The sequence below is a fragment of the Acidipila rosea genome (assembly GCF_004339725.1).
Classification (GTDB): Bacteria; Acidobacteriota; Terriglobia; order Terriglobales; family Acidobacteriaceae; genus Acidipila; species Acidipila rosea.
In genome coordinates, this window is the sequence record NZ_SMGK01000001.1 from 266188 (window position 1) to 280156 (window position 13969).

Sequence of the window (13969 nt, forward strand, 5' to 3'; positions counted from 1 at the left end):
TGCTTCTCAAAAAACTGCTGGTTAAAACTCGGGAACGAGGTTGGCTTTCTCGATATTCGCGAGCTGGATCTCAATGGTCTGCGCGGTGGCCTTTTTTGCCGCCTTGCCAGTTTGCTTTACCGCGCTGAGGTCTAGCGTGATGGCTGTATCGCCTACTGCTGTGAGCCTGCCGCGCCAATGCCGGTTGCCTGTAACCGCTTGAAAAGTCTGCAACTTGACGAGACTGCCCGTAAAGCGGCGAAAGTCCGCCAGCGTGGTAAGCCGCCTTTCAAGGCCAGGCGATGAGACCTCGAGGGTGTACTCGGAGTCGGGCGCGAGGTCTTCAATGTCGAGCACGGTGCCGAAATCGCGGCTGAAGGCGGTGCAGTCGTCGTGCGTGACTCCGGAGAGGTGCTCGACGCTGATGCCGGCTGGCAGGGGCGAGTCCTCAGGGGGAGCGGCGGCAAGCCGGGCGCGCTCCTCTGCATTCTTCTCAATAAAGACGCGGAGCAGTCGCTGCTTGGGGTTGCCCTCGTACTCGACCTCGACGATGTCGAGGCCATGCGAGGCGGCAACGCGCTCGGCAAGGGTTCGGATTTGATCGAGGTTAAGAGCCATATGACGAAAACCAGCTGTAGGCCGAGCGAATTCTCGTGCAAAAGAAAAGTGGGCTTTCGCCCACTCATCTCTCTCCGCCATGACGGAGGGTGAATTCGTATGCTTCCTTAGGATAACGCCGGGCGATGAGGTTTTCAAATCCCATCTGCCGGCCGCTTTGATCAGGGCAGGCGCTATCCTGTTATTCATCTTCTCTTGCAAGACTCAAAACGACAGGAAAAGGCGGAAAGAAAGCGCGTGCATTCAACCAGGTTGTCCAGGCGGGATTTTCTTGCGAAAGCATCCTTTGCAGCAGGCTCACTTCTTTCGGCCAGGGGGCTCTTCGGACTGCAGGCATCTTCTGCAGTCACCGTTTCCACGCCCAGCGGCACGCTAAAGGGCGAGGCAGTCGGAGGTGTTCGACTCTTTCGAGGGGTGCCGTTTGCCAGGCCGCCGGTCGGGGATCTCCGCTTCCGGCCGCCGCAGAAGGCGGAGCACTGGACGGGCAGCCGCAATGCGACGCAGTTTGCCGCTGCTGCCATGCAGTGGGGCGATGCAGGCGTGCGGCACAGCGAAGACTGCCTCTATCTGAATGTCTGGGCGCCTGAGGGCAAAGGGCCTTACCCCGTCTATGTGTGGATTCATGGGGGCGGATTTCTAAGTGGCAGATCCTTCGATCCGGTGGTGGATGGGGCGGCGTTTGCACGCGAAGGCATCGTCTGCATTACGGTGGCCTACAGATTGGGTGTTTTCGGTTTTCTGGATATGGAGCCGCTGTTGGGCGCAGGCTACGCCGGGAGTGCGAATAATGCGCTGCGCGACATCATCCTCTCGCTTGAGTGGGTTAGGGACAATGTGGCTGCCTTTGGCGGGGACCCCTCGCGCGTGACGATTGGCGGGGAATCGGCAGGGGCGAAGCTGACTGACATTCTGATGGGCATTCCGTCGGCGGAGCCGCTGTTTCACCAGATGATTTCAGAGAGTGGCGGCGCCGAGCGGCTGGGGAGCAGGCCGGACAGCGCGGTGGTTGCCAAGGGATACGGCGACGAGTGGCGCCGCAATACGGGTCAGACCCCGGCTGCGCTGCGTACGGCTGCGCCGGGCTCCCTGATCGAGGTGCAGCATCGCTTTATTGCAGAGTGGCCGCAGCATTTTCCACTGCGGGCCGAGGTGGATGGACACCTGATTCCGCAACTGCCGGTCAAGACAATTGCCGACGGCTCCACTAAAGGCAAGCGGCTGCTGATCGGAACGAACCGGGATGAGAGCGCCTTGTTTATTGGTCCGCATCCGATGGGCGACGCGACTGCCGCGGAGCTTGGAAATATGTCACTGGCGCGGTTCAACAGCGTCTTTAGTCGCTATCAAGCTGTCTATCCGCAGATGGATCATCAGCATCTGCTGATTCGCGCGATCACTGCGGAGGAGTACTGGGTGCCGTCCGTGCGTGTTGCAGAAGCGCATGTGCGGGGCGGCGGAAGCGCGTGGATGTATCGCCTGGATTTTGCGGAGAGCAGCGGGAGGCTCAAGGACTACGCGTATCACTCGCTCGATGTGGGCATTGTGTGGGCGAGGCCGCATACGGGAGTGGCAAACGCAGGAGCGGAAGGCGCGCTCAGCAGGCAGATGCACCAAGCCTGGGCGGCATTCATCCGTGGGGAATCGCCGTCTGCCCCGGGCCTGCTTGCATGGCCACGGTACACGCTTGCGGAGCGCTCCACCATGATTCTGAACACTGTAAGCCAGGTGCAGCAACAGCCTCAGCAGGCTGAGCTGAGGCTGTGGGATGAGGTGCTGTAAGAGTGCCGATCTACTTGCGGATGACCTGCGTGCCGCTGGGAATCTTGACGGAGAAGAGGCTGGCGGGAGCGCTGTTCATGCGGATGTTGGAGTAGGTCGTGGTGCGGCTGTCGCCGCTGTCCTCGAAAAACTGCTGCTTGAGCGAGACGGCGCGCGCTGCGTCGATCCAGACGGTGATGTGCGTGAACATATTGTTCGCGGACTGCTGTTTGGGCTTGAGATCAAGCTTCGTCGTCTGCACACCGTCGATGGTCTCGGTGCCCAGATAGGTGATGTTCCAGTGTGCGGCGAGCTCTTTGCCGCTGCCGCCGAAGCCTAGCGTCAGAAATGCCTCGGCCTGATCCTGGCGGCCGGAGGCGCTGAAGATGGTTTCCTGCTTGATGGTGGGCTGGTAGAAGTCCAGCTCGGCGCTCTTGTAGAGGATGGTTTTGGGGGCCGGCTGGTCATTGTCGGTCTTGATTTCAGCGAGCATCTCAGTCGATCCACCCGCGCGGCGAAAGGCGATGGAGCCCTTCTGGACGTCGTGGCTGTCGACGACGGCGGTGTACTGATCCCAGGCAAAATCGGCCTGCGCGCTCTGGAATTTCGCGGCTGCGGCGTCCATCTCGGAGAGGGTTTTCTGCAGCTCCGGAGACTGCGAATGGGCCGCGATTGGCCATAAAAGTGCGCAAAAAACGGCTGCGAGGGATAATAATTCTCTTCTAATAATGGTTATCTTCATATTCGCTTTCCTGACCGAAATTATTGGATGCTGTGCGGGGCTGAGGGCTTCTTTTCCGGGGGAGCCTCAGGTGATGACGGGCGCGCCGGCGATGCCCTCGAGGCCGAAGACGCCCCGGTAGCGCTCGATCTCCTCGGGAGGGCCGAGCGACTTGTTGAAGTTGTCAGAGAGCTTGACGGCGGGACGGCCATCGACCTCGTTGAGCTTGCAGACAAGGCTGAGGGGATTGAAACCGCCATCGCCCTGCGGGTTGCAGTTGCGGAAATCGTTGGTGAGCAGTGTGCCCCAGCCTGCGCTGAAACGGATGCGGGGCTCGGGGAGCCACTTCTGCGTATCGAGAAAGTCGGCGGCGCTGCGGAAATCTGCGGGGGTGGCGCCGTTGAGGAGCCTGCCGGAGAACCAGGCGTGAAGGCCGAGAATCTGGTCCACGTCGAGCGAGTCGGAGGCGATGAAGAGCTTCTGGCGGGGGTCGCGGCCCCGCTGCTGCAACCACGTGATGTATTCGTCCCCGGCGACGTAAGGGTCCTTGCTGTCGGCGCGCTGGCCGGTCCAGTCGGCGACCCAGTCCGGCGCACCACGGAGGAACTGGGTGGTGCCGAAGGTGTCGGGCAGGAGGATGAGCAGTTCGCCGTGATAGGTCTGCTGCCAGAGTTCGAGGAGGCGATATTGCGCGGCCCGGCGCTGCTCGTCCGTGCTGGCGAGGGCAGCGAGCGCCATGGGCAGCTCGTGGGCGTTCGTGCCGATGGCTTCGAGATCGTGCTGGTAGGCGAGATAGGTGTTGGAGGTGCCGCGGAAGCTGGCTCCGAGGGTGTCGCTCATGGCCTTGACGACATACTCCTGCCAGAGAAAGCTGTGACGGCGGCGGGTGCCGAAGTCACTGACGCGCAGGCCGGGGACGCCGCGGAGGCGGTCCATCTTCTCCCAGAGGCGGGCCTTGGCGCGGGCGTAAAGGATGTCGAGCTCAAGTTCGCTGAGGCGCTTGAGGGCGGCGCGGGTGCGCAGTTCACTGACGGCGGAGAGCGCGTAAATCTCCCAGAGAGTGGTGGCGGTCCATAGTCCGTGAAAACGCAGGGAGAGCTGCCCGTCGCGGGTCGTTGTCAGCTCGTATTCGGACAGCTGAAAGTCGCGGTCGAGCCACTGAAGGAAGGCGGGTTCGAAGATGCCCTGGCGGCCGTAGAAGGTATTGCCCGCGAGCCAGATGAGTTCGGACTTGTGAAAGCGGAGGGTGCGGGCGTTGTCGAGCTGCTCGCGAAGCTCGCCGGGATCGATGAGATCGGCGAGACGGACCTCGGTGGAGCGATTGATGAGGGAAAACGAGGCGCTGGTCGCAGGGAAGTGCTTCCAGATGAACTGGAGCATGAGCAGCTTGTAGAAGTCGGTATCCAGCAGGGAGCGGGTGATCGGGTCGAGCTCCCAGTTGTGATTGTGCGCGCGGCGCGCGAGGTTAATGATCACAATGGGATTACTTTACTGCATGCGGTGGGCGGGCTCAGGAGATGCCGGGTTTGAAGGATGGAAGGGGATTTTGGGAAATAATATACTTGACGAATCATCGGCGCGATTCGAGAATGGGGGTGTGATTTGAACCTTCAAATTTGGAGCCCCCAGCTAATCATGCAAGCCGTCGAGGTGTATCTATTTCCAGCGTGTATGCGTTCCACTCTCAATGAGGTACAACTTGGCCATATCTACAAAGACTTCGACCAGCAGTTGAATGCTCTGGAACGAATAGAGGCATCTCTTGAGAGATTTAGAAATCTTTGTCTTGAAAACGAACTGCGGATGACGGTGAAATCGATCGACAAGATGGCAGAGTACGTCAAGCTTCAGCAGGAGGGTGCCCGAATAGATTTCGATTCTCTGGAAAGAGCAATCCAAACTGTGGCTCAACGTCTGGAAGATGAACTAGAAATTCGCACTTTCTTTTCCCTTGAGCCGTCCGAAGCTGAGGCATGGAAGGGGAAGCGCATCTATGGCGAGGAAGTCTCTGATAAGTTCCCTTCCACTGATTACGAACTAGAAGAGTATTCAAAATGTTTTGCGGTTGGCAGATATACGGCTGCGGTGTTTCATCTCATGCGCGTTTTAGAGATCGGTCTTTCCGCTTTAGCGCTGGGCATAGGTTGTGATCCCAAAGATCGAAGTTGGGAGCAGATTATTCAGGGTATCCAAAAAGCACTTCAGACAAGCAGTGAATCAAAATCCGCCGATTGGAAGGCGACAGAGCAGTATTATTCCGAGATCACGGCGCATTTTCGCAACCTCAAGAATGCTTGGCGGAATCACACAATGCACGTCCGGGAGAAGTATGACAGGCAGCGATCCGAAGAGGTCTTTGTGCATGTACGCGCCGTAATGAAGGCGCTCAGTCAACGATGCCAGGAAGTGAACCCATGAAGAAGAGCAAAGAATTTGAGCAGTTCGACGATGCGATGAATTCAATTCTTCGCGCCGATCCGAAGGTAGTGAAAGAGGCGATGGAAGCGGAGAAGAAAGCTAACGCAGAAAAGCGGAAGGCTAAGAAACCTTCCACTGCGGGCCGCGCTTTAGGCGCGAAGGACTAGTTAATCGTTTCGCCCGCCTTACCGGTTACCTCTGCATAGGTGAGGCACTTGTCAACGGCCTGCATGAGCACACAAGCGAAACGGTCGGCGTCGGTAAGTGGGTTGTCTTTGGTCGCACGGTTGTGAAAACGGAATATCTGTTCGGAGACGTAACGATCAAGATGGAATGGCTCAACAGCAACGTAAGTTCCGCGAAGGCCGCGTTCAGGAGACTCCAGAAGTTCTCGATTCCCTGAGTGTGTACCTGTCCGCGTACATGCTCAATCGAGTGATTTACCACCTTGTGAATGAACTGCTTTTCGAGGCCGTCGTATCCAGATAACTCATCGGTGTAGACCTTGGCGAACGGGGTTTCGTTGTTGAGAATCGATTCCTGCAACGAATCGCGGCGAACGTTCGGCATGACCTTGGCGCGAACCTGCCGAAGCTCCCGACCCAGCATCCCGTGGATGGCAGTCTTGCCGACGTATTCACCCTTGAGGCCATCCTTCGCTTGCATCCTCGCCTTGCGATCCTTGTGCATCTTCTGAGGGTTCGGCCCAACATAGGTTTCATCGCTCTCTACCGGGCCGCCAAAGCCGAACTTGTGCGAGGTGTCTTGCTTCATTGCTTCGCGAATCCGGTGGAGCATAAACCATGCAGTTTTCTGAGTCACGCCAAGCGAGCGTGAAAGCTCATAGGAGCTAACGCCGTTCTTCGCATTGGTAATCAGCCACACCGCCGGAAGCCACTTTTCAAGTCCGAGAGGCGAATCCTCAAAGATCGTTCCAACCTTGACGGTGAACTGGCGCTTGGCATGGGCGCTCTTGCACTGCCACTTGCCTTGAGACTTCAGAAAAGTGGGGTCTTTGCGTTCACAGGTCGGGCAAACGACGCCTTCAGGCCAACGCCTATCTACCATATATTGCAGGCAGTTATCGGCATCTGCGAAGTAGAGGATGGCGTCTTGAAGTGTTTTTGGGGCTTTCATGTTTTTAAGTATGTCAAAGCTGACTTGATTCGTCACGTATATTGTTGCCGGATTTTGCGTACCAGTTGGCCAGAAAAGAGCGCAGCCAGAGGCTTTGCGGTCGAGATGGCCGACGCTGTAATTGTGCTCTGATCTGCGGAATCGCTGGAAGGAAGAGGATGCAGGTCACGACGTTCCCTCGTCAACGATTTGCCCAGAATAACGATACCTTGATGGATATCTATAGAGCGCCAAGCCTGCGGCGATCAATGGTTGTTTCTGTTCGAGGGGTTGAGTGAGGTGGCGCTTGGGGGGGCTCGCTGGAAATTCATTCTTGCGGCCGCCGGTTCTCGGCTAAACTAGAGGGTCATGTCAACCGCACAGATCTCCACCGTCATCCTGCCGCTGAGCCCCAAAGGGCCGTTTCGCAATGAACCTTTTACGAACTTCCACGACCATGCCAATGCGCATGCGATGAAAGAGGCGCTGGTGCGGGTGGGGGACATGCTCGGGCACGAGTATGAGCTGGTGATCGGCGGGGAGCGGCTGCGGACGGCGGAGAAGATCCGGTCGGTGAATCCGGCGCGTCCGGCGCAGGTGGTGGGTGTGCACCAGAAGGCCGGGGCCGAGCACGTCGAGCAGACGATGCAGGCGGCGCTGGCGGCCTTTGAGCATTGGCAGTATGTGGCGGCGGAGGAGCGGGCGGCGCTGCTGCTGAAGGCGGCGGAGATTATCCGCGAGCGGAAGTTCGAGTTCTGTGCGTGGCTGACCTATGAGGTCGGCAAGAACTGGGCCGAGGCCGATGCGGATGTGGCTGAGACGATCGACTTCCTTGAATTCTATGCGCGCGAGGCGCTGCGGCTGGCCGCGGCGACGACGCCGATCCAGTATCCCGGGGAGAAGAACGAGCTGCTGTATCTTCCGCTGGGAGTCGGCGCGGTGATTCCGCCGTGGAACTTCCCGTTTGCGATTATGGCGGGGATGACGGCGGCGGCGATTGTGACCGGCAATACGGTGGTGCTGAAGCCGTCGAGCGATTCGCCGACGATCGCGGCGCGGTTTGTGGACGTGCTCGAAGAGGCGGGGATGCCGCCGGGGGTGGTGAACTTCTGCCCCGGGTCGGGGGCGACCTTTGGCAATGCGGTGGTGGAGCACCCGAAGACGCGCTTCATCGCGTTTACCGGCTCGAAGCAGGTCGGGCTGGAGATCCACGAGCGGGCGGCAAAGACGCAGCCGGGACAGATCTGGATCAAGCGGACGGTGCTCGAAATGGGCGGCAAGGACGCGATCATCGTGAGCGCGGATGCGGACCTGGACCAGGCGGTCGAAGGGGTGGTGTCGTCGGCGTTTGGATTTAGCGGGCAGAAGTGCTCGGCGTGTTCGCGGGCAATTGTGGAAGAGCCGCTCTATGACGTTTTTGTGGAGCGGGTGCGGGAACGGGTGGCTGCGATCAAGGTCGGCGACCCGGTGGAGAACTTTGGCATGGGGCCGGTGGTGAATCGCGGAGCGCTGGAGACGATTCTCGGCTACATCGACACGGGCAAGCGGGAAGGCCGGCTGATTGCGGGCGGCAAGAAGATAGAGACGGCGGAGCACGGCTACTATATTGAGCCGACGGTGTTTGCGGATGTCGATCCGCAGGCGCGGATTTCGCAGGAGGAAATCTTCGGGCCGGTGCTGGCGATCTCAAAGGCGCGGGACTTTGACCATGCGCTGGAGATTGTGAACGGAACGGAGTATGGCCTAACGGGGGCGCTCTACACGGCGGACGCGGAGAAGCAGCGGCAGGCGCGGCTGAAGTATCACGTGGGCAACCTCTACTTCAACCGCAAGTGCACGGGCGCGATGGTCGGAGCGCATCCCTTTGGCGGCTTCAATATGTCGGGGACAGACTCGAAGGCGGGCGGCCCGGATTACCTGCTGTTGTTCACGCAGGCGAAATCTGTGGCTACGCGGCTGGGGTAGCTGCGGGCGCCTGGTGAGGGCGGATCTCCGCTGATGCAGCGACGGCTTCGTTTGACAGGCTGAAGCTAACTGAGCACAATGGGCGCAGAAAGGCATGCTGTGGCCAAGATTCTGTGCGTGGACGATGATCCTGCCGTCATCGTTCTGAAGACGGCAATTCTGGAGCAGGCTGGCCACACGGTCAGATCCTGTTCCACGGCGGATGACGCGATCCGGCTGCTGGAAGAAGAAAGATTTGATGCGGTGGTAACGGACTGGCGCCTTGGAGATGGACGGGGACGGACCATTGTCGAGGCGGCGAAGAGCAGGTTCAGTGTGCCGGTGGTGGTGGTTTCGGGCTATGTAGGCGAGGCTTTCCAGGCGGCGGAACCGCTGGCGGATCTCTACCTGGAAAAGCCGGCTGATCCGCGGGAGCTGGTGCAGGTGGTGGATGCGCTGCTGCGGACCAGGCGCGACAGTGCCAGTCTGGGAATCTAGCGCGGCGTATGCAGCCCAAGTTGCTGCAGCGGAGACAAATTTATCTCGCGAGCGGCCGCCGCACCTTCATTACAATTAAGATCAAGCCAACTCCATGCGCCGTTTTCTATCTTTTCGGGATTTTGACTGGACCCTGCTGGGGTTTGTGCTGGTGCTGTCGGTGATCTCCATCCTGGAGATTTACAGCGCGACGATGCACACGAAGTTTGTGGGCTTCGAGAAGATGCAGATGCTGTGGCTGGCGGGCGGGCTGGTGGCGATGTTCACGCTGTCGCTGATCGACTACCACCGGCTGCTGGAGATCATTCACTGGATCTACGGGTTCTGCCTGGTATCGCTGGCGGCAGTGCTGGTGGTGGGTACAAAGGTGCTGGGCGCGCGGCGATGGATCAAGCTGCCGGGCGGGATACACTTTCAGCCTTCGGAGTGGGTGAAGCTGGTGCTGATTGTGGCGATGGCGCGGTACTTTGCCGGGCTGGCGGGCAAGACGCTGACGTGGGTGGACGTCTTCAAGGGTATGGCGATGGTAGGGGTTCCCATGCTGCTGGTGCTGAAGCAGCCGGACCTGGGGACGTCGCTGACCTACTTTCCGATTCTGCTGTGCGGATTGTTTCTGGGCGGCATCGACTGGAAGAAGGCGACGATCATCGGGGTGGTCAGCGTGACTCTGGTGGGCGGCATCTGGATGAGCGGAAAGGTATTGAAGCCCTACCAGAAGGCACGGCTGACGAGCTTCCTGAACCCGGACAACGATCCCAAGGGGACGGGGTACCAGATCCGGCAATCGCTGATTGCGGTGGGCGACGGAGGAGTTTTCGGGCGGGGAGCGACGAAGGGGACGCAGACGCAGGGGGACTTTCTGCCGATTCCGTACACGGACTTCATCTTCGCGGCGTTTTGCGAGGAGCATGGGTTCGTCGGCGCCACGGTAGTTCTGCTGCTATACTTCCTCATATTGATGCGTTTGATTCAAAACGCTCAAACAGCCTCCGACCTTCCGGGTACGTTCCTGGTAATGGGGGTGGTAGCAGTCCTGATCTTCCAGATCGCGGTCAACGTTGGTATGGTGGTGGGGCTGATGCCGGTGACCGGAATTCCATTGCCGCTGATGAGCTATGGAGGGTCTTCGGTCTTGTTCACATTTCTGGCGCTCGGGATGGTAATGAACGTCCGCATGAGCCGTTTTGTGAACTGAGAACAGGTTCAGGCAGTGAGTGGCGATCCCGCAGAGTTGCGGCGCCGAAGTTTTGAGCAGTATTTAGACGAAGAAAATTTAACCGGCCAGGTAGATTGCCAGGCCGGGCAGGATGAAAGAATGAGCGCGCAACGACGGGGAACGGCCCCGCCTGGCAGACAGGCAGAAGCGGTCACAAACTCATTGCGCGTGGAAGTACTCCCGAAAGACGTATCCAGCAGATTTCTCAATCCTTTCAGCGGGTCTTCACCCGGCGTTTCGTGTCTTGCAAGAGAGGCACGGCGCAGCCGGAGTGTTGTGGCCGCCCCAGGGTTTGCGTTTCGATCGGCCGTCTCTTTGTCAGACTTTCTCCTTTCCGGAGCGCCTGCGTGATCTGCCTCGTCCGCGCCTGACTGGCGAAGAAGCCAGCGGGCAAGAGAGGCAGCATGTCAAAAGAAATTTGCATTTCGAGCACGCCGCATGAGACGCGGCTTGCGATTCTCGAAGACGATCAGCTCACGGAAATCTACTACGAGCGCGAGAATGAATACACCCTTGCAGGGTCCATTTACAAAGGGCGTGTAACCCGCGTGCTGCCAGGCATGCAGTCGGCCTTTGTCGATATCGGGCTGGAGCGCGATGCTTTCCTTTACGTCACGGATTTCCTGGAAGAGCAGGAAGACTCCGCTGATTTTGAGCGCGTAGGCCCGGCACCCGGACGCAGGGAGGCCGCGCCACGCGCTGCCCAACAGCCCCGCCAGCCCCAGGAAGAACCAGCCGTTGCGCAGGCGCCTGCGGTGGAAGGCGAGGGTGAGGAAGAATCTCCGACAGGAACCCGGCGCTGGCGTGGACGCCGCCGTGGACGTGGACGTGGCGGGCGCGGGGAGCGTGAGCCGCGCGCGACCGAACCGCAGGCACAGGCCGCCGAAGAGCCGGCAGCAATCGAGTCAATCGAAGCGGTCGAGGAGTCAATTGCTTATGAGCCGGTACCGACGCCGGAGCGCGGCGCACCCGGCGGCATTACCTCTGCGCATCCTTCTGTTGCGGTGGAGGGGCCGATCGTTCTGCCCGGCGAGTCGCTTTCAAAATATGGGATGAAGACGGCTGCGGCTGAGAGCGGATCAACCCCTGCTGCCGCCGCTGCCGCACCCGCGGGAGTGAACTATGTTGCGCCGAAGCCATCGACGCTGGTCGAGGCCGCCGTGCTTGCCTGGGACGGTGGAGCACAGCTGCCGGGAGAGACACTTTCGCGGTACAGGAACAAAGAGCAGAAGCCGGTGCAGGAGACAGCTTCGCAGCAGGCGGTAGAGCCGAAGACGGAAGAGCATGGTGAGGCCGAGGGAGTCGCCGAGGTAATCACAGAACCGATGCCGCTGCTGCATGAAGAGGCTGCGAGCGCGCCTGTCGTTGAAGAAGAGCAGGCAGAGCAGCCTGAAGTCGAGGCTGCGCAGGAGCATGAGCAGCCGGCGGTTCCGGTGGAGCAGCAGGCGTCGCCGGTGGAGCAGCATGCGGCCGAGGCGCACGAATTAGAGACGCAGGAAGTCGAGGAAGAGGAAGTCGAGTTTGAGCCGGAAAATGCTTCGGCTTCGCACCGGGTTGATCCGATTGCGCCGCGAGAGTTTCGTGTTCCAGCGCCGGAGGAGCAGGCTGCCGAAGTGGAGGCTCCTGCAAGCCAGGCCCCTGAAGTCGAGGCTGCACGGACTGAGACTCCGGAGCCTGAGGCAGCAGTGGTTGAAGCGCCGCAGATCGAGGCCGCCGAGAAGGAAAGTCTACCGATGGAGGCTGCAGAAGCAGTTGCAGAACCGGCTGCGGAACCAGTGGCAGAGCTGGCTGCGGCTCCGGTGAGGGAAGACTCCTTTGCCGTGGAGTACGAAGAAGAAGAGCCGGTGGAGCAGGAGATTGCCGGTGACCATGTCGATCTGGCGGAGCAGGACGAGGCTCATGCCGGTGAAGTGGTCAGTCAGCTCCATGGATTCGCGCCGGGCGCGGGGCTGCTGGAAGAGGAAGTGATCGACGAGGATGAATATGACTTCGAACTGCTGCACATGAACGCAGACGAGCATGACCTCGAAGACATTGAAGAAGAGACGCTGGACCAGCAGAACGGGGGTACAGAGCTGGGTGAGATGGTGCGCGAGTCGCACCTGAACCAGCGGCTGAGCTATGGCCCCGAGGGCGCGCTGGCAGAGGAGCATGAGGCCGAAGCGGAGGGATTTGCGGCGGAGCCGTTCCTCGAGGAGGCGGACGAAGATCTGGAAGAGGAGCCGGCAGCGGACGCAGGGCAGCCTGAGCGCGCGCCGCGCCGCGAGGACAGCCGCCGCGGAGGCCGCCGCCAGCAGGGACGCCGCCGTCCGGGACAGGGCGGCGGCCGTCGTCCTACGGCGCAGATGAGCGATCTGCCGGTTATCAGCGAGCTGCTGAAGCAGGGGCAGGAGATCCTGGTGCAGATTGCCAAGGAGCCGATTGCCAAGAAGGGTGCGCGGATTACGAGCCACATTGCGCTGCCCGGACGCTACCTTGTGTTCATGCCGACGGTGAACCACGTTGGCGTCTCAAGGAAGATCGCATCGGATGAAGAGCGGCAGAGGCTGAAGCGGATACTGATCAGCGAAAAGGGTGAGGCGTCAGGCGGATTTATCGTTCGGACGGCGGCGGGCAATGCGAGCGAAGAAGACCTGCGCGCTGACCTGCGCTTCCTGATCAGCCTGTGGAATGACATCAAACAGCGGTCGGACGCGGGCAAGGCCCCGGCGCTGATCTATCACGATCTGAACCTGGTGGAGCGTATTCTGCGCGATCAGGTGAGCGACAACTTCTCAACGATCTGGGTAGATAACGAAGACAACTACGAGCGCATTGTGCGCTTCCTGAATCGCTTCCAGCCGTCGCTGGTCAGGCGGGTGAAGCTCTACACGAAGGAAACGCCGCTGTTCGAGCAGTTCGGCATCCAGGACGAGATCACGAAGGCGCTGAAGTCCAAGGTGTGGCTGAAGTCGGGCGGGTCCATCGTGATCAACCAGACGGAGGCGCTGGTCGCCATCGACATCAACACCGGCAAGTATGTCGGCAAGACGGCGCGGCTTGAGGACACGATCCTGAAGACGAACCTCGATGCGATTCCGGAAATTGTGCGGCAGATCAGGCTGCGCGACCTGGGCGGCATTATCGTCATCGACTTCATCGACATGGACGAGCGCAAGAATCGCCACAAGGTGATGCAGGCGCTGGAGGACGAACTGAAGGCCGATCGCGCGCCATCGAAGGTGCTGCAGTTCAACGATTTCGGCCTGGTTGCCATTACGCGCAAGCGGGTGAAGCAGTCGCTCGAGCGGACGCTGAGCGTGCCGTGCGAGATCTGCACGGGAACCGGCATGGTGAAGTCGCCGACCACAGTCTGCAACGAGATCTACATCGAGATGCGGAAGATGCAGAAGCATTTCGAGAAGAACGATGTGCTGCTGCGGGTGAATCCGGAAGTGGTGAAGACGCTGAAGGCAGGCAATGGGCGGTGGCTGAACGAACTGGAAGAGATGACGGGCAAGACGATCATCGTGAAGAGCGATCCCGCCCTGCATCCGGAGCAGTTCGACATTCACTAGACAGCAGGCGCAAAATAAAAGCGGCAGTACCCGTTCTGCAAAGGGTGCTGCCGCTTTTCCATTTATGGCGAAGGGGCGGTATGGGGTTATCGTTGATAAGGCTGAAATTCTGTAATGTGCTGAAAAAACAACAGGAAGCGCATC

11 protein-coding genes are annotated in these 13969 nt (G+C 59.7%); 7 read left to right on the forward strand and 4 right to left on the reverse strand.

Features of this window, described 5'->3' with window-relative positions; genetic code table 11:
- Positions 1-21 precede the first annotated feature (21 nt).
- Positions 22-597, reverse strand: a complete 576-nt coding sequence (locus C7378_RS01160; protein ID WP_131990886.1) for a ribosome maturation factor RimP — start codon at positions 595-597, stop codon at positions 22-24.
- A gap of 237 nt (positions 598-834) precedes the next feature.
- On the opposite strand from C7378_RS01160, the gene C7378_RS01165 reads away from it, so the two are divergent.
- Positions 835-2376, forward strand: coding sequence for a carboxylesterase/lipase family protein (locus C7378_RS01165; protein WP_243647973.1), 1542 nt, complete (start codon positions 835-837; stop codon positions 2374-2376).
- A 10-nt stretch (positions 2377-2386) separates the two neighbouring features.
- Here C7378_RS01165 and C7378_RS01170 read toward each other — a convergent pair whose 3' ends face one another.
- Together C7378_RS01170 and C7378_RS01175 are read right to left on the reverse strand one after the other, a co-directional pair.
- Positions 2387-2980, reverse strand: coding sequence for a LolA family protein (locus C7378_RS01170; protein WP_165876576.1), 594 nt, complete (start codon positions 2978-2980; stop codon positions 2387-2389).
- 183 nt (positions 2981-3163) lie between these two features.
- A complete protein-coding gene (locus tag C7378_RS01175; protein WP_207901288.1) occupies positions 3164-4552 on the reverse strand; it encodes a nicotinate phosphoribosyltransferase in 1389 nt (462 codons plus the stop codon).
- A 159-nt stretch (positions 4553-4711) separates the two neighbouring features.
- On the opposite strand from C7378_RS01175, the gene C7378_RS01180 reads away from it, so the two are divergent.
- Together C7378_RS01180 and C7378_RS17605 are read left to right on the forward strand one after the other, a co-directional pair.
- Entirely contained in the window at positions 4712-5494 is a 783-nt protein-coding gene (locus C7378_RS01180; RefSeq protein WP_131990892.1) for a hypothetical protein, read from the forward strand.
- Positions 5491-5661 (forward strand): hypothetical protein, encoded by a 171-nt coding sequence (locus tag C7378_RS17605; RefSeq protein ID WP_165876577.1) that lies wholly within the window; start codon positions 5491-5493, stop codon positions 5659-5661. Before C7378_RS01180 ends, C7378_RS17605 begins: the two co-directional genes overlap by 4 nt.
- A 25-nt stretch (positions 5662-5686) precedes the next feature.
- Here the strand turns inward: C7378_RS17605 and C7378_RS01185 are convergent, their stop codons facing one another.
- Positions 5687-6631, reverse strand: coding sequence for an IS1595 family transposase (locus C7378_RS01185; RefSeq protein ID WP_131990894.1), 945 nt, complete (start codon positions 6629-6631; stop codon positions 5687-5689).
- Between the two features lie 348 nt (positions 6632-6979).
- Here C7378_RS01185 and pruA point away from each other — a divergent pair, with 348 nt between their 5' ends.
- From pruA to C7378_RS01205, 4 genes are all read left to right on the forward strand, one after another.
- Complete coding sequence (pruA, locus tag C7378_RS01190) at positions 6980-8575, forward strand: L-glutamate gamma-semialdehyde dehydrogenase (protein WP_131990896.1); 1596 nt, start codon at positions 6980-6982, stop codon at positions 8573-8575.
- A gap of 99 nt (positions 8576-8674) precedes the next feature.
- Positions 8675-9052, forward strand: a complete 378-nt coding sequence (locus C7378_RS01195; protein WP_165876578.1) for a response regulator — start codon at positions 8675-8677, stop codon at positions 9050-9052.
- 94 nt (positions 9053-9146) lie between these two features.
- A complete protein-coding gene (gene rodA, locus C7378_RS01200) occupies positions 9147-10247 on the forward strand; it encodes a rod shape-determining protein RodA (RefSeq protein WP_131990900.1) in 1101 nt (366 codons plus the stop codon).
- A gap of 425 nt (positions 10248-10672) precedes the next feature.
- Complete coding sequence (locus C7378_RS01205) at positions 10673-13825, forward strand: Rne/Rng family ribonuclease (RefSeq protein WP_131990902.1); 3153 nt, start codon at positions 10673-10675, stop codon at positions 13823-13825.
- Positions 13826-13969 lie beyond the last annotated feature (144 nt).

What these genes read in the sequence shown, in the direction of transcription:
- C7378_RS01170 (WP_165876576.1), bottom strand. Translation starts at nt 2,980, where the DNA reads ATGGACGCCGCAGCCGCGAAATTCCAGAGCGCGCAGGCCGATTTTGCC.
- C7378_RS01205 (WP_131990902.1), top strand. Translation starts at nt 10,673, where the DNA reads ATGTCAAAAGAAATTTGCATTTCGAGCACGCCGCATGAGACGCGGCTT.
- C7378_RS01160 (WP_131990886.1), bottom strand. Translation starts at nt 597, where the DNA reads ATGGCTCTTAACCTCGATCAAATCCGAACCCTTGCCGAGCGCGTTGCC.
- C7378_RS01185 (WP_131990894.1), bottom strand. Translation starts at nt 6,631, where the DNA reads ATGAAAGCCCCAAAAACACTTCAAGACGCCATCCTCTACTTCGCAGAT.
- C7378_RS17605 (WP_165876577.1), top strand. Translation starts at nt 5,491, where the DNA reads ATGAAGAAGAGCAAAGAATTTGAGCAGTTCGACGATGCGATGAATTCA.
- pruA (WP_131990896.1), top strand. Translation starts at nt 6,980, where the DNA reads ATGTCAACCGCACAGATCTCCACCGTCATCCTGCCGCTGAGCCCCAAA.
- C7378_RS01180 (WP_131990892.1), top strand. Translation starts at nt 4,712, where the DNA reads ATGCAAGCCGTCGAGGTGTATCTATTTCCAGCGTGTATGCGTTCCACT.
- rodA (WP_131990900.1), top strand. Translation starts at nt 9,147, where the DNA reads ATGCGCCGTTTTCTATCTTTTCGGGATTTTGACTGGACCCTGCTGGGG.